This is a genomic window from Undibacterium sp. RuRC25W (genome assembly GCF_049339825.1).
In the GTDB taxonomy this organism is placed as follows: Bacteria; Pseudomonadota; Gammaproteobacteria; order Burkholderiales; family Burkholderiaceae_D; genus Undibacterium.
Genome location: NZ_JBMPPD010000002.1, coordinates 48,752 through 64,338, shown reverse-complemented (window position 1 = coordinate 64,338; position 15,587 = coordinate 48,752). Strand labels below are relative to the sequence as shown.

Genomic DNA, 15,587 nt, shown 5'->3' with positions numbered 1-15,587 from the left:
CATTGACTAGTCACTAGTTATTGGACGCTCATAACGTCAAAACGACCATGAGCCAGTGGCCGTGAATTTGTTTACCAACATTGGCATGAGCGAGGTTTTTCCTCTTGCATATTCGACGTCTAAGGTCGCGGTTTTTACTTGAAGAGTGAGGCCGATGCTTGCACTTACTGCTTTTTGACGTTGATGATTTTCGCCGGCGTTCCATACTTCACCTGCATCAAGGCCGAGTCTGGGGCGGAAAAATACGCTGTATTGATTGAACGGTAGAGAAAATGTATTGCGCAAGGTGAAGCCGCTGTCGCCCGCAGCACCCCAGTCAGACAAGCCACGAACACTAGATCGATCTGTGGCACTAAATTGTTCTATTGCATATAAACGCTGTGACGAATATTGTGCAAAGAATTGATGCTCATAGATTAGCGCTTGATTTTTTATGGGGGTATTTCCACTCAAGTTTGCAGACAATAGAAATTTGTCAAATCGAGCGTGCGGATAATCAGCTGAAATGTTAGAAGCATCCGCTGTTGCATTGAATAATCCAAGACCTCTTTGCCATTCAACGTTGGTAGTCAAACTTGATGAAGAAAATAGGCTAGTCCGATTAAATCCAAGTTGTGATTTAGTGATTGTTGGGCTTTGTACATCAATGACGCTATTTAAGAGTTCGCTGCGTGTATTGGTACGAGACAATTGTCCGAAGATCTTCGTTACAGTATTCTCGTTGCGTTGAATTACTCGTTCCAATCTGACTGAGTCTTGCGGCGTCTGGCCACTTTGTCGAGCAAGACTATTGGTTAGTTGTAATAGTGATTGATAATCAGATTTACTGATATTTGCGCTAAGTAACCAATAACCCCAGGGAATGTCGTATGAAAAATAGGCACTTCGACTACTGGAAGATTTACTCCCTCCAAACGCCATGAAGTCGGAAAGTCCCAGTGGACTATCAATAGAGAAATGTGCTCGCTCCACCATTTTTCCAGTGCCGGACTGGCCTGTATTGTCAATCGTCAGGCTGCCGTGGAAACGACTTTTTTCTTGGTTTATTAAATGAATCGTGACATCGTTATCCGCGCTTGAATAAATTTCTATTTCTGCTTGATTACTGCTCAGGCGATTGATTTGTTCTAATCCCTGATCAAGATCATCGACGTTGAGGAAGGGGTGATTTTTATAATTTGGAAAAATTAAACTGGGATTAATGGTCGTGCTGGCCCCGACGATATTATGAATACGCCTAGGTTCAACATGTAAGCGAACTTGTTCGTTATCGCTGCTGGACTGATTGCTTATTTGAATTTTTGGATAGCCAGCGCTAATAAAGGCGGCAGTAATAAGCCTAGAGAACTGATTAAGTTTTTCCTCTTCAACACAAGCAGGCATGTTATTGAGGATTTGCGTACGCGTTTGTTTTGACAGCAGTTCTAGCCCACTGATGGTGATACTTCTATGATCATTGCAGTTGGCTGTAGCCTCTGGCAGATTATTGTTAATGACCGCGTCAATAGGTGAAATGTCTGCCGTTGATTGATTCGTAGAACGGCTTAATTCTGCTGTTGAGGCAAAGGCTAGAAATGGACGGCTGCTCAAGATAAACACACCGGCCAATATCAGATTGGCAGTGGCTCTCCACATTCTTGTATCAATGACTGACATATATTTCTCTTTTATTTTCCTACACTCGTTACTGCTGAAAATACATTTTTCCCATCGCACGCAGGTAATCACATGCGCCAGAGCAATCTGTTGATTGATTCTTAAATGTAGTATTCATACATCGTGAGATAAGTTTATGACGAGTAAAGTCAATCAAACACCTCGCTGGGTGACAACTCATACTCCGCAACTGCCAACTTACATGCAGCGCAATTGATGACGGGGATAGGGAATAAAAGTGGGAGGGAAGAGGGGCTTACAATGCGTATCTATGGCAATGCGTACGCGGCACGCCGAGTAACAACGATGGCGAGCGCACAGACAAAAACCATGATCAAATCAGATATCCATAGACCCGATTAAACGTGTTTTTCAATGTGATGATGCAACCGTTATCCCTGCGGAGCTACAGGTAATAGTAGGCAACAGAGATCGTCCAAGGCGATGCTGATGACAACGAATAGTGCGACGCTGTCACCGCAAAGCACCACGGCAGAAGAGAGAAGACTAATGTTGTTTACCAGACGTCGTCTGACTGGCAAAGGATTGAATCTCGCCGGACGGGGTTTTGCTATCGTGGTTGCGTGGATGTGCGACTAATACTGGTCTATTGCACACACTGGACTGAGATAATACGGTAGAGTTATTGGTATTGGTGCTCTTATGCAGATTGACTTCAGCATCCCAGATAGGGGCGTCAATACCTTCGAAGACCGCTTTTAATTGCTCACCCCATGTATTGCGGATCATCTGAAAGTATTGATTTTTTTCATCTATGGTCACGAAGCGGGTAACTGCCAGTCGGTTGTTTTCATAGACTAATAAATCTAAAGGCAAGCCGACAGAGACGTTTGAGCGTAGCGTGGAGTCCATCGAGATCAGGGCACATTTGGCCGCCTCATCGAGGCTTGTGGCTGGATTAATGACGCGATCTAAAATCGGTTTGCCGTATTTCGCTTCACCGATCTGGAAATAGGTATTTTCATCATGCGCCTCAATAAAGTTGCCAGCCGCATAAATCTGAAATAAACGACAACGTTCTTCACCGATCTGACCACCAAACATCAGGCTGAGATTAAAATCAATGCCAAAATCCGCCAATGCTTTGGCATCGCGTTGATACACTGTTCTTACTGCAGCGCCCAGAATACGTGCCGCTTCGTACATATTCGGAACATTCCAGATACTGTTACCATTGTCGTCTTTAAAATCTGACAACAACTCACGAACTGATTGTGAAATAGATAAATTTCCGGCCGTCATCAAGACCATCATGCGGTCGCCAGCATTTTCAAATACGGACATTTTGCGGAATGTGCCGACCTGATCTACTCCTGCATTGGTGCGGGAATCTGACAAAAATACCAGCCCGGCGTTCAGGCGTATGCCAACACAGTAAGTCATAATTCAATAAAACAATGAAGAACAAAGAATGAATTTTACCTCATCTGTAGAGATAAGAAGCATAAGGAGCAGAATCAACGTGGTGTGACATGAACACTGACTTCCAGTGTCTCATTACCACCACCGCGACGAACACCCCTGACAGGTGCCGCTGAATCATAGTCACGCCCTATCGCCAGACGGCAGTACGCCTCGGTCATCAGGCAGGCATGGGTGACGTCAATGCTGACCCAACCATGATAGTCATTGTCCTGCGCCCAGACATCAACCCATGCATGGCTATCGGCGTGGTCACTTGTCTCTGGATCAATATAGCCAGAAACATAACGTGCCGGAATGCCGCGCACATGGCAACAAGCTAAAAATAAATGAGCATGATCCTGACAAACACCCAATCCCATACTCAGTGCGTCATCCGCTGTACTGGTGACGATCGTGGATCCGCTACGATATGCAACTGCCATCTGAATGTTGCTTGCGAGTTGCAGAAGTTCTACCGTTGTTGCGACCCTATCGCGCGGTAAATGACGCAACGCAAAGTCAGAGATTGCAGATGTTGCGGCTGTCAGTCGCGTAGGTACGGTAAATACAAGTGGTGAAAAATTTTCAGAATCAACAATGCGTCCGCCCACGGGTGTCCGTACATCAACAACGCCATGCGCCAGAATGCTGATAGTGGAGTGCGGACCGGTAATCGTCAGTGTATGTGACTGATTACCATAGGCATCAATGAACGCTGTTTTATGACCTGCTGTTTTGACTTCCCAGTGAATCATTTGCTGATGGGCTTCGATTCGCGGCGTCAAACGTAACTGTTGAATAGTATACGTTGACGGCTGCGAATACTGATATGTCGTCTGGTGCTGAATGAGGAGTTGCATAACAGGACTACGCGGCTAGCGGAACCAAGAAATCGCGACTGATGCGATTACCCAATTCAAAAATACGTTCTAAAAATTCCGTTAAAGTATCGTGTAAACCAGCTTCAAGAATATCTTCGATTTTCGCAAATTTAAGGTCTGCATGCAGCTTTCCTGCTAGACGCTCAGTATCAGCGGAGACGTCGTTGCGTACCTCGGCTAAGTTGGCGACCACGTCATCCATGCATGCTAGCAAAGAGCGCGGCATATCACCACGTAACATCAATAGCTCAGCAACACGTTCTGGTGTAATCACATCTCGATATACTTTACGATAAATTTCAAACCCAGAGACAGAACGTAATAACGCGCCCCAGTAATAAAAGTCGCGCTGCATCACTTGCTGATTTCGTTCGATTTCATTGATGCCATGAAATTTCACATCTAAAATCCGTGCGGTATTATCTGCACGCTCCAGGAAGGTTCCTAAACGGATGAAGTGCACAGCTTCATCTTTGAGCATTGTTCCAAGCGTCACGCCGCGCGACAGATGTGAGCGAAACTTCACCCACTCAAAAAACTGACCCGGATCTTGTTCTAGCATCCCGCTAGCCAATTTTTCTTGGACTTCCAGCCAGGTGGCATTTTGTGTCTCCCACACTTCCGTCGTTAGTGTTCCGCGCACAGCACGTGCATTCTCACGTGCTTCTTTCAGACATGAAGCAATGGATGATGGGTTCATTGGATCACGCACCATAAAATCGAGGACATCTTTTTTGGTCAGTATGCCGTAATGGTGATCGAATGCTGATTGCAATTCGGAGATCCCCAGCATCGCACGCCAACCGTGCTCTGCATTTTCAGCTGATTGTGGCAGCATTGATGTCTGCACATTCACGTCCAGCATACGTGCCGTATTTTCTGCCCGCTCAGTGTAACGGGCCATCCAGAATAAATGATCTGCGGTACGACTTAGCATTGTAGTTCCTAACGCGTCAGTAATGACGCTGTGAAATCAGCGGTGGTTCGATTGCGCTGACTGAATTATTTTTCTAAAATCCAGGTATCTTTGGTTCCCCCGCCTTGCGACGAGTTGACGACCAGTGAGCCTTCTTGCAAAGCAACCCGCGTCAATCCACCAGGTACCATTGATATGGTTTTTCCGGATAAGACAAATGGTCGTAAATCGATATGGCGTGGCGCAATGCCATTCTCAACAAAAGTAGGGCAAGCAGACAATGCCAGCGTTGGTTGCGCAATATAGCCGTCAGGCTTAGCAATAATCCGCTGGCGGAAATCTTCAATTTGCTGCTTGGTTGAAGCCGGTCCAACCAGCATTCCGTAACCACCTGCACCGTGGACTTCTTTGACGACCAACTCAGACAAGTTCGCTAGCGTGTAAGAGAGATCTTCTGGCTTACGGCATTGGTAAGTCGGCACGTTATTGAGAATTGGTTCTTCCGATAAATAAAATCTGATCATATCCGGTACATATGGATAAATCGATTTATCATCCGCCACGCCGGTGCCGATGGCATTGGCTAAAGTCACTCGGCCAGAACGGTAAACCGACAACAAGCCCGGAACGCCAAGTGAAGAATCTGGGCGGAATGCCAGCGGATCAAGGAAATCATCATCAATACGGCGATAAATAACGTCGACACGCTTCGGTCCTCGGGTGGTTCGCATATAGACGGCGTTGTCGTTGACGAATAAATCTTTTCCTTCAACGAGCTCGACACCCATTTGTTGGGCAAGAAATGCATGTTCAAAGTAGGCTGAGTTATACATCCCAGGCGTCATGACAACGACGGTAGGATTATCGACACCAACCGGTGCGACAGAGCGCAGATTGTCGAGCAACATATCCGGATAATGATCGACCGGCGCAATTTTATTGCTACTGAATAATTCGGGAAAGAGTCGCATCATCATCTTGCGATCTTCCAGCATATACGACACACCGGACGGTACCCGTAAGTTGTCTTCCAAGACGTAAAACTCGCCGGCACCTGCACGTACAATATCAACGCCTGCGATGTGAGCATAGATATTTGATGCAACTGAAATGCCCTGCATCTCAGGACGGTACTGTGCGTTTTTATAAATCTGCTCTGGCGGAATAATCCCCGCCTTAATGATATTCTGATCGTGATAAACGTCATGAATGAACATATTGAGCGCTTGTACGCGTTGGACCAGACCAGTTTGCAACTGCTGCCATTCGTGCGCAGGAATGATCCGCGGAATAATGTCAAAAGGAATCAGCCGCTCAGTACCTGCATCGTCACCATAAACCGCGAAGGTAATCCCTACGCGTCGGAAACTCAGGTCGGCTTCAGCACGCTTGCGTTGTAAACGTTCCGTGGTTTGCTGTTTCAACCACAAATCAAAGTCGCGATAGTGTGCCCGCGTTAAGTTCAGAGTATCTGGGCTGCTTGCTACGTCAGCAGTCATTTCATTAAAAAATTTTGCCATGTCAAATTTCCGCGAGTGCTGTTGATTCTGACTATATCAAGAAACGTGCCAGACCATAGTGAAGTGTATGCTCACGCTAAACTGAACCAGCAGGGTCTCATAACAAAAGCTGGCGACATGATCGGCCAGAGGTTACCTACCCACGCGGAAAGGCCAGGTCAGTTGCGTCAATCAGAAACGAAGTAGTGTCGCAAAACTGTCCCAGCCAGCAACGATGACATCGCTGGAACGGTTTTGCATAAGTTCTATTTTTATATCAAGGAGCGCGGATATAGTCAATGAGTTCTAGCGTATGTATATCTGGCTTTGGGGTGAATATACTCACCAGTGTCATAGCGATAAAACCAGCGGGCACGCCGAACACACCTGCAGAGATCGGTGCGATGTGCCACCATTGGTTATGAATATTGCCGCCGAACAATGGATGTGTATAGATCATGTAAAAGATACATACACTAAAGCCGGTAATGATGCCGGCGATTGCACCCTGGTGGTTCGTTCGTTTCCAGAAAATGCCCAATACCAGTGCAGGAAAGAGCGTCGATGCTGCAACGGAGAACGCTGCACCAACAAGTGACAAAATATCTGCTGGTTTCAATGAGGCAACATATGCAGCGAACAGCGCAACCACGAGTAAAAAAAGTTTAGAAATCGTCACGCGCTTTTGCGTCGAGGCAGACGGATCAATCATTTTGTAGTAAATATCGTGCGATAAAGAATTGGAGATTGTCAGCAATAATCCATCAGCGGTTGATAACGCGGCTGCCAATCCACCCGCTGCAACTAAGCCAGAAATGACATACGGCAAGCCAGAAATCTCTGGCGTAGCTAGTACGACGATATCACCGTCAATATTGATCTCAGATAGTTGCACGATCCCATCATTATTGATATCGATGATACTCACCAAGGGATTTAGTTTGTCGATGTTTGCCCAGTAGGTAACCCATGCCGGAAGATCGGAAAATTTACTACCTACCAGTGAAGTATAAATATCATATTTTAATAGGATAGCAAGCGCAGGGATCGTAATATAGAGCAACATAATAAAAAACAAAGACCAGAAAACAGAGTCTCTGCTTTCGGTCACCGATGGCGTTGTGTAGTAACGGGTCAAAACGTGGGGTAGGGCCGCCGTTCCCATCATCAGACATAACACCAAGGCGAGGAAATTATTTCGCTTATCATTCGATTCAGATTGAGTTTTTGCAGCATAAGGTGTGTACTGCGAAAAGCCAGCGTGTGACTTTGCCAGATACATGTTCTGCATATCAATCCATCGGGTACGTGCTTCTTCTGGGGTCGCAGGATAACTTTCTAGTGCCCTGGTGGCGCTTTTAATCTGAATGAGATTGCCGGCACCATTTTTCAATTGCTCTAAGTTAGCCGTTAATTCTGTGCGGCCATGCTCCCACGAGCCCGGTAAGTGTTGAATTTTTTCCTGAAATTCATTCGCCCGTAATGTGTAGATTGCGCGGACATCTTTTTCTTTCGGATCGTTCTCAAACGTTTTTTCTAGGCTACTCAGTTTAGGTAAAAAAGATCCATAGGATATTTGTGGAACTGGATTATCACTATGTTTGATCGATAACCAGACGACCGGAATCATGAAAGCGACCAAAATGATGATGTATTGCGCGACTTGGGTCCAAGTGATCGCGCGCATGCCGCCCAAAAATGAACAGACTAAAATACTCGCTAGACCTAAAAAAATACCGACAGAAAAATCAACACCAGTAAAGCGGGAGGTAATCAGGCCAACACCGTAAATTTGAGCGACCACGTAAATAAAAGAAATAAATACGGTTGCTAATACAGCGAGTAATCGAACCAGATTACTGTCGTCTTTCCCTGCAAAGCGGGCGCCTAGAAAGTCTGGAATTGTGTACTGCCCAAATTTTCTAATATAGGGTGCGATCAACATTGCGACCAGACAAAAGCCACCAGTCCATCCTACGATGTAGGCCAATCCATCAAAACCCTGTAAATATAAGCCGCCAGCCAGACTTAAAAAACTAGCCGCAGACATCCAGTCTGCTGCCGTTGCCATGCCATTAAAGACGGCGGGTACCCGACGCCCTGCAACATAGTATTCCGTGATATCCGAGGTACGGCAAAGGACACCAATCCCCGCATAAATGATGATGGTCACAAACATGAACAGATAGCCTATCCATGAGCGAGGTACACCTTCTCGTTCAAGGATGGCAAGGCTGATGAGAAAAACAAAAAAAAGAAAGGTATACCACGTGTAGTATCTGGTTAATTTTCTGGAAAAGTGATTGTTCGCCATCAGTTTTCACCTTTTGACTTAGTCCGTGAAATCCAGCGCATTCCTAGCGAATAGATGGCAAGTATCGATACAAAGCTCAGCGTCAATCCTTGTGCTGCCATGTAGAACGAGAGTGGCCAGCTAAAGAAATGCATGCTGGATAACTCACGGGCAAAAAAGAGGCTGACAAAAGTGAGGCTAAACCATACTATCAGTAGCACGCTGGTCAGACGTTTGGTGTTGCGCCAATAGTGGTGTTTTTCTGGCGTAGTCGTTGTATTCATCTCAGTCGCCTTCAGGGACGAAATCATCGAACGGATTTAATTTGAAAAAAATACGGAACACACAGCCAGGAAATTGCTTATCTTGTGGATGTGGGTTATCGCTGATGTCGATATGTGCATCGTGTTGCAAGACAATTTCACGCACAATGGATAGGCCTAGTCCACTCCCTTGGACATTGGTTCCTAAAATCCGGTAGAAGCGCTCGAAGACATGTTCACGTTCTGAGACCGGAATACCCGGGCCATTGTCTTCGACTTCCAGAATCGCTAGTTGCTGTGAATGATTGACGTTAACTTTGACGGTAATGTTATGCTCTGCAGGCGTATACCGAATTGCATTGTCGACCAGATTGCTGAGCATCTCTTTTAACATGAGTGGATTGCCAAAAATGGTCACTGCCTCATCAGTTTGTTCGAACCCGAGGTCAATTCTCTTGTTGAACGAGATTGGAATCCACTCTCGTACGACATCCATCGCTAACTCATTAAGAACGATTTGTTTAAGCGGTTGCTGGGCGGGCGTTTGATTTTCTGCACGCGCCATGGTCAGCAATTGGTTAATTAGCCTGGTTGCTGCTTCTGAACTGGTCGACAGTTGCAAAAGTGAACGATGAATTTCTTCCTGATCGGTCTGGCGTAACGCTAGTTCTGATTGCATTCGCATCCCAGCCAGTGGTGTCTTCATTTGATGTGCTGCATCAGCGATAAAACGCTTCTGGCTATCAATCGTCTGCGTCAGACGCGCTAGCATATCGTTGAGTGAATTCACTAAAGGTGTGATTTCTTCAGGTACCTGCCGCGAATCAATGGGACTTAGATCGTCTGGGCGCCGTGCTCGGATCCGATGTTGCAGTTCGGCGAGTGGCGACAGTCCACGACTTAACGCAAACCAGACCAATGCCAATGCGATGGGAAGAATAATAAACTGTGGAAGAATAACGCCTTTAATGATCTCATTGGCGAGATTCGAGCGTTTTTCCAGTGTTTCTGCAATCTGGATCAATACTTGTACATGAGATGTTTTTTCTCTGCTACCTGTAGCCTCATCAGGCAAAGTGCGATCAAGGCTATCAACATCCATGTACGCATAGGCAACACGAAAATCAGCACCACCAAAGCTGACATTCTTTAACTGGATGTTGCCGGGTATTGGTTTTTCATCGTCTGCGGGTTGTGGAATGGTCTGATCACCATCGATAAGTTGTCCGTTGCCTGCTTTGACTTGAAAATAAATCGTATCGAGATCATCAGCCCTTAAAATGTCTCGCGCCGGCTGTGTCAGGCGTGAAACCAACTTATGATCAACTTGCTTGATTTGCTGAGAAATCAGCATGATTTTATTTTCTAAGGCATGATCAAATGGTTGATTTGCAATAGACTTTGCGACCAGATAAGTGATGGCGATACTCATGGGCCACAATAATAGTAGCGGCGCGAGCATCCAATCTAGAATTTCACCAAACAGAGAGCGTTGGTTAACTTCTTCTTGTTGACTCAGTAGCGTATTTTCCGGACTAGCCTGGGCCGGTGCAGGATTTACGCCACTATCCATCGTCATTTTTGATCGGTGTCAGAGTTCGTGTTGAGGTCAACAGAGGTCGCACGAGCTGCTGGCGCAACAAAAAATTTTTCTAAACAATATCCAAGACCACGCACGGTTGCGATACGTACCCCATCAATTTCAATTTTTTTACGCAAACGGTGAACATAGACTTCAATAGCGTTATTGCTGACTTCTTCGCCCCATTCACAGAGATGGTCAACAAGTTGTTCTTTCGAAACTAAACGTCCGGTGCGTTGTAAAAGCACTTCCAGTAATCCTAGTTCACGTGCAGATAAATCGAGCATCTGCTCATGGATGTAGGCAATTCTTCCTACCTGGTCATAGCTTAACGGGCCATGTTTGATAATAGTCGGCCCACCACCTGCGCCGCGTCTTGTCAGTGCTCGCACCCGAGCTTCGAGTTCTGATAAGGCGAATGGTTTTGCCATGTAGTCATCGGCACCCAGATCCAGCCCTTTTACCCGCTGCTCAACGGAATCTGCCGCCGTCAGGATAAGCACTGGCAGATGAGAATTTCGGGCTCGCAGACGGCGCAAGACTTCCAGTCCACTCATTTTAGGCAGGCCCAGGTCGAGGATAAGTAAATCAAAATCCTGGGTTGATAAGGCAGAATCGGCTTCTTGTCCATTGTTGACGCAATCGGTTGCATAACCGGATTGGCGCAACGAACGGGTCAGACCATCTGCCAGGACACTATCGTCTTCAGCAAGCAAGATACGCATGAGGTTTCTTTAAAAATGAATTTGTCTCTTATCCCAAAAGAAAATGCGCAATGATATAAGCCCTGTTTGGTCTAACTCGGGAGAAAATCACGGTGGCGCACCATCTTTTATTGCCTTTGGATTGACGATATTGTCACTTCGGGAATGACAACACCATCATTTAATTATTATTTGCGGAAACGGTTATTCGGGACTCGCAAAGTCTGATCAACATCTGATTTTGCATTATCCGTAAAACCTATTTCATCTTTGTTTAACGTTATACCAAATTTGTCGTCGAATTTATAGACGAATTTGACTTTTCGCCGGAGAAAAATGAATGCGATTTGATTCTCCTTCGCTTGGAAGCGCGGTTTTAGCTAAAAATGAATGAATCGAAAGTCAAATATCCTGAGTGCGTACCTGAATAAAAACATGGCGTCATCGCTGGCGGATCTGCCCTCGGATGATTGGCGCATATTCCTTGGGACGAAAACGGCGATAATTTCAGTTCTCGGGTGATGATAAACTACTGTGTGATAGCGGATTCAACCGTACCCTCGGGGCAACGTGTCATTGAAAATCGATGCGGGTGGTGTGTGCGAATCTGTTCAATCTACAGTGTTAGTGGTGATAAGGTTAGCATTCATGCCAACCAATAAGTCAACGTCAAGTTATTAAGCAACTCTAGGAAGAATTATGCAATTTTTTGGTATTGGTATTCATGTACTGATCGCTGTATTTTTTGCGATACATGTCGTTCGGACGGGGCAGAATATGTATTGGTTAGCGATTTTATTTATGTTCCCATTGCTCGGCAGTCTGGTGTACGGCATTGCCATTTACTTGCCCAGCACCCGTATTCAGTACGGAGCTAAGAAGGTCATCTCTGTAGCTGGAAAAATACTTGACCCGAATCGTGAGCTGCGCGAGGCAAGAGAAGCTTTTAATTACACACCAACAGCACAGAATCAGATGAGACTTGCCGCCGCGTTGTTGGCTGCTGGTCAGTCACAGGATTCGGCGCAAAATTACGAAGCATGTTTGCAAGGTCCGTTTGCAGGTGACCCAGCGATACGCCTTGGCGCCGCACAGGCTAATTTTGCATGTCAGCGCTACGATGCCTGCATCGACCATCTCCATACCTTGCGCGAACGAACACCTAATTACGCACCCGAAGTTGTCTCTTTGCTGATGGCACGGACACTTGCCGCTGCTGGTAAAGAGCAGGACGCACGTTCTGAATTTGAGTTTGCACTGCAGAAGTACGGTAGTTTTGATGCCCGTGCAGAGTACGCTATTTGGGCAATCGGTATCGGTGATAAAGAGACGGCACTTCGTCTGAAATTAGACCTTGATCAAACGATTAATCGCTGGAATAAGCACAACATCGAACTCAATGCCGTAATGCTGGGGCGTCTGAAAAACGCATTTTCAATGTAATCGTCAGGCTTTCAATTTTACATCTGCCTTCAATTGATCGTATCCGGCGATTTTCCATAGGCAATGACTCAACTGTGTCGAATGTTACATAAAATAAACTTTTCGTTTTTTTAATTTGTTTTAAAAAGTCGCTTGCATAAATCACTGTTTTTTTATACAGTACTGCAAAACGTGGAATTCGTTCCAGTGTTTATTTTCCACCGGCTGCTTATTGAATGAAAGAATGTATGGACGATAAGAAATCTGACAACAGCTCAGAAAAGAGCAAGGCGCTTGCTGCGGCGCTGGCACAAATCGAAAAGCAATTTGGTAAAGGATCGGTCATGCGCATGGCCGATGGCGCCGTTGTGGAAGAAATACAAGTTGTTTCTACCGGCTCGTTAGGTTTGGATATTGCATTAGGTGTTGGCGGTTTGCCGCGCGGTCGTGTCGTAGAGATTTATGGTCCTGAGTCGTCAGGAAAAACGACCTTGACCCTGCAAGCTATTGCTGAAATGCAAAAAATCGGCGGTACATGTGCCTTTATCGATGCAGAGCATGCACTGGACGTTGGTTACGCGCAAAAGCTGGGTGTTAACCTCAATGAGCTGTTGATTTCTCAACCGGATACTGGTGAACAGGCGCTGGAAATTACAGATGCTTTGGTACGATCCGGCAGTGTTGATCTCGTCGTTATTGACTCTGTTGCTGCATTGACACCACGCGCTGAGATTGAAGGCGATATGGGTGATTCATTGCCAGGCCTGCAAGCACGTTTAATGTCCCAAGCATTGCGTAAATTGACTGGTAGCATCAAGCGTACGAATACTTTGGTGATCTTTATTAACCAGATCCGTATGAAGATTGGCGTTATGTTTGGTAGCCCGGAAACAACGACCGGTGGTAATGCCCTGAAGTTTTATGCTTCCGTTCGTTTGGATATTCGTCGTACTGGTTCTATCAAATCTGGCGATGAAGTTGTTGGTAACGAAACTAAAGTTAAAGTAGTTAAAAATAAAGTGGCACCACCATTTAAAGAAGCGCATTTCGATATTCTTTATGGAGAAGGTACATCTCGTGAAGGTGAAATCCTTGATTTGGGTGCCGATGCCAAAATCATTGAAAAAGCGGGTGCTTGGTATAGTTATAACGGCGAACGCATCGGTCAGGGCAAAGACAATGCACGTAACTTCTTAAAGGAACGTCCACAGTTGGCCTATGAAATTGAAAATAAAGTACGCGAACATCTTGGCGTCCCAATGTTGCCCGCATTAAGTGTTAGTGCTACAGAGTAAGTAATTTGACGTCGATCTAAATTCTGGTTCCTGTCGAAATTGACTGAAGCCGATAATTTACAGCTAAACAACTGGCTGAGATTATCGGCTTTTATTTTTGGCTGCAATGAAAAACCTAATGCTGGGTCGTGTGTGGCTGTTTTTTTATGGTCTTGTTATTCATTCAGTAATTTTTTAATTGAATGGTCTGGTTTTTCTTTCCTCTTTGCTCGTTGATGTCACTCGTATGATGAAACAAAAATTAAGCCTGAAAGGGCGGGCGCTCCGTTATTTGTCGATGCGCGAACACAGTCGGATTGAGCTTGTCAGAAAATTATCTCCTTACGCAGAAGAAGCGGAGGAGGTTGAGGTCGTATTGAACTGGCTTGAGGCTTCTAACTTTATGTCCGCGGAGCGGTTTTCTGATTCTCTGGTGAATCGTCGTTCTTCGCGTTTTGGTAATCAGCGAATTCTTGCCGAGTTGCAAACGCATCAATTGGATGATGTCGAAATTCAGCGAGTGAAAGACAATCTATCGGAGAGTGAGTTAGAGAGGGCTTTGGCGGTGCTTCATCGCAAATTTCCGCATGCGCCAGTAGATTTTGAGGAGCGTTTGAAGCAAAGCCGATTTTTGCAACAGAGGGGGTTTTCTGGGAAGTCGATTCAGGGCGCGATGAGAGTGGAGAGAGAGGATGAAGCGGAGTAGGGGGCTTTTTCCGGCGAAGACTGGGACCAAGTGTTTTTGTTTATCGTTAATTTGTGGGATGGCGCTTTGTAAGCCAAAGAAACGCTCCGCAGACTTTGTCGACTGCCCCTCTAATTGAAATTCCGTAACGAAATTCCACCAAAGTTAAAGTCAAAGTTACAATAAAAATGCTATTTTTTGCCTTTCAATCACTGTCTTTGTTCTATAGAAATGCAAAAAATGACCGCTTTAGGTGAGTTCATGTTTTAGCTGTGCTAGAATTCGAAGGTTTTTTGCAGCGCCGCAGGAGCGGCTGTTATCGTAGAAGCTGCGGTAACGACGCGCAATTGTGGCTCTTTTATAGTGAATTAGCCGCCAGCAAGGCATGATGCCCTTATCACCACCGACAATACCACGCACGTTAAAACATACACGTGCCATCAGCATATCCGCGTTTGCTCGCGAAGATGGCTTGTGGGATTTTGACGCCCATATCACTGATCACAAGACCCGCGATATCAAACTCGCGTCAGGTGTGCGTCCAGAGGGGCAGGCCTTACACGACCTTCATATTCGGGTAACAGTCAATTTGCAACTTCAGGTCGTTGACGTTGAAGCATGCTCAGACGCTGTTCCCTATCCAGGCTATTGCGAAGTCATTACGCCGGATTATAAAAAACTCATCGGATTAAATTTGATGAAGCAGTTCCGGCAGGGCGTCAAAGAACGACTGACCGGCGTGCATGGCTGCACGCACCTCACCGAACTCGCACAAATTTTACCAACTGCGGCGATCCAGGCCTTTGCAGGCGATGTGATCGATACACGCGATAGTGCCAGCGATCATGCTGGTAACGCAGCTCAGACTCAACCACCTTTTCAGCTTGACCGTTGCCATGCGCTGCGTCTTGATGGTCCGGCTGTTGTTCAGTATTACCCGCGTTGGGCGAAACCTTCGCCCGATGCAAAATCACCCAGCTAGTTTGT

Annotated in this window: 13 protein-coding genes; 4 read left to right on the top strand and 9 right to left on the bottom strand. The window is 45.9% G+C overall.

What is annotated here, in order from left to right:
• Positions 1-36 precede the first annotated feature (36 nt).
• The 9 genes from ACO0KV_RS01430 to ACO0KV_RS01390 form a co-directional block, all read right to left on the bottom strand.
• The gene (locus ACO0KV_RS01430; RefSeq protein ID WP_423039161.1) at positions 37-1,656 is read right to left on the bottom strand and encodes a ShlB/FhaC/HecB family hemolysin secretion/activation protein; all 1,620 of its coding nucleotides are present in this window, start codon (positions 1,654-1,656) and stop codon (positions 37-39) included.
• 507 nt (positions 1,657-2,163) lie between these two features.
• A complete protein-coding gene (locus ACO0KV_RS01425) occupies positions 2,164-3,060 on the bottom strand; it encodes a peptidase (protein ID WP_423039159.1) in 897 nt (298 codons plus the stop codon).
• A gap of 74 nt (positions 3,061-3,134) precedes the next feature.
• The gene (locus ACO0KV_RS01420; RefSeq protein ID WP_423039157.1) at positions 3,135-3,941 is read right to left on the bottom strand and encodes a transglutaminase family protein; all 807 of its coding nucleotides are present in this window, start codon (positions 3,939-3,941) and stop codon (positions 3,135-3,137) included.
• A 7-nt stretch (positions 3,942-3,948) separates the two neighbouring features.
• Positions 3,949-4,899: an alpha-E domain-containing protein gene (locus tag ACO0KV_RS01415; protein WP_423039155.1), complete on the bottom strand. Its 951-nt coding sequence runs from the start codon at positions 4,897-4,899 to the stop codon at positions 3,949-3,951.
• Positions 4,900-4,964: 65 nt separating this feature from the next.
• Positions 4,965-6,398, bottom strand: coding sequence for a circularly permuted type 2 ATP-grasp protein (locus tag ACO0KV_RS01410; RefSeq protein WP_423039153.1), 1,434 nt, complete (start codon positions 6,396-6,398; stop codon positions 4,965-4,967).
• A 256-nt stretch (positions 6,399-6,654) separates the two neighbouring features.
• Positions 6,655-8,691, bottom strand: a complete 2,037-nt coding sequence (locus ACO0KV_RS01405; RefSeq protein ID WP_423039151.1) for a sodium:solute symporter family protein — start codon at positions 8,689-8,691, stop codon at positions 6,655-6,657.
• On the bottom strand, positions 8,691-8,954 hold the full coding sequence (locus ACO0KV_RS01400; protein ID WP_423039149.1) for a DUF4212 domain-containing protein: 264 nt from the start codon (positions 8,952-8,954) through the stop codon (positions 8,691-8,693). Before ACO0KV_RS01400 ends, ACO0KV_RS01405 begins: the two co-directional genes overlap by 1 nt.
• A gap of 1 nt (position 8,955) precedes the next feature.
• Positions 8,956-10,512: a sensor histidine kinase N-terminal domain-containing protein gene (locus ACO0KV_RS01395; protein ID WP_423039147.1), complete on the bottom strand. Its 1,557-nt coding sequence runs from the start codon at positions 10,510-10,512 to the stop codon at positions 8,956-8,958.
• Positions 10,509-11,240: a response regulator gene (locus ACO0KV_RS01390; RefSeq protein WP_423039145.1), complete on the bottom strand. Its 732-nt coding sequence runs from the start codon at positions 11,238-11,240 to the stop codon at positions 10,509-10,511. Before ACO0KV_RS01390 ends, ACO0KV_RS01395 begins: the two co-directional genes overlap by 4 nt.
• Before the next feature lie 678 nt (positions 11,241-11,918).
• Here ACO0KV_RS01390 and ACO0KV_RS01385 point away from each other — a divergent pair.
• The 4 genes from ACO0KV_RS01385 (at position 11,919) to ACO0KV_RS01370 (ending at position 15,582) form a co-directional block, all read left to right on the top strand.
• Entirely contained in the window at positions 11,919-12,662 is a 744-nt protein-coding gene (locus ACO0KV_RS01385) for a tetratricopeptide repeat protein (RefSeq protein WP_423039143.1), read from the top strand.
• A gap of 227 nt (positions 12,663-12,889) precedes the next feature.
• Positions 12,890-13,936 (top strand): recombinase RecA, encoded by a 1,047-nt coding sequence (recA, locus tag ACO0KV_RS01380; protein WP_423039141.1) that lies wholly within the window; start codon positions 12,890-12,892, stop codon positions 13,934-13,936.
• Between the two features lie 226 nt (positions 13,937-14,162).
• On the top strand, positions 14,163-14,621 hold the full coding sequence (gene recX, locus ACO0KV_RS01375; RefSeq protein WP_423039139.1) for a recombination regulator RecX: 459 nt from the start codon (positions 14,163-14,165) through the stop codon (positions 14,619-14,621).
• Positions 14,622-14,988: 367 nt separating this feature from the next.
• Positions 14,989-15,582 (top strand): DUF2889 domain-containing protein, encoded by a 594-nt coding sequence (locus ACO0KV_RS01370; RefSeq protein ID WP_423039474.1) that lies wholly within the window; start codon positions 14,989-14,991, stop codon positions 15,580-15,582.
• The last annotated feature ends 5 nt before the right edge of the window (positions 15,583-15,587 follow it).

Excerpts from the sequence above, each read along its gene's own strand:
- ACO0KV_RS01430 (WP_423039161.1), bottom strand. The coding sequence starts at position 1,656 with ATGTCAGTCATTGATACAAGAATGTGGAGAGCCACTGCCAATCTGATA.
- ACO0KV_RS01405 (WP_423039151.1), bottom strand. The coding sequence starts at position 8,691 with ATGGCGAACAATCACTTTTCCAGAAAATTAACCAGATACTACACGTGG.
- ACO0KV_RS01370 (WP_423039474.1), top strand. The coding sequence starts at position 14,989 with ATGCCCTTATCACCACCGACAATACCACGCACGTTAAAACATACACGT.
- ACO0KV_RS01395 (WP_423039147.1), bottom strand. The coding sequence starts at position 10,512 with ATGACGATGGATAGTGGCGTAAATCCTGCACCGGCCCAGGCTAGTCCG.
- ACO0KV_RS01425 (WP_423039159.1), bottom strand. The coding sequence starts at position 3,060 with ATGACTTACTGTGTTGGCATACGCCTGAACGCCGGGCTGGTATTTTTG.
- ACO0KV_RS01415 (WP_423039155.1), bottom strand. The coding sequence starts at position 4,899 with ATGCTAAGTCGTACCGCAGATCATTTATTCTGGATGGCCCGTTACACT.
- ACO0KV_RS01420 (WP_423039157.1), bottom strand. The coding sequence starts at position 3,941 with ATGCAACTCCTCATTCAGCACCAGACGACATATCAGTATTCGCAGCCG.
- recA (WP_423039141.1), top strand. The coding sequence starts at position 12,890 with ATGGACGATAAGAAATCTGACAACAGCTCAGAAAAGAGCAAGGCGCTT.
- ACO0KV_RS01385 (WP_423039143.1), top strand. The coding sequence starts at position 11,919 with ATGCAATTTTTTGGTATTGGTATTCATGTACTGATCGCTGTATTTTTT.
- ACO0KV_RS01410 (WP_423039153.1), bottom strand. The coding sequence starts at position 6,398 with ATGGCAAAATTTTTTAATGAAATGACTGCTGACGTAGCAAGCAGCCCA.
- ACO0KV_RS01390 (WP_423039145.1), bottom strand. The coding sequence starts at position 11,240 with ATGCGTATCTTGCTTGCTGAAGACGATAGTGTCCTGGCAGATGGTCTG.
- recX (WP_423039139.1), top strand. The coding sequence starts at position 14,163 with ATGATGAAACAAAAATTAAGCCTGAAAGGGCGGGCGCTCCGTTATTTG.
- ACO0KV_RS01400 (WP_423039149.1), bottom strand. The coding sequence starts at position 8,954 with ATGAATACAACGACTACGCCAGAAAAACACCACTATTGGCGCAACACC.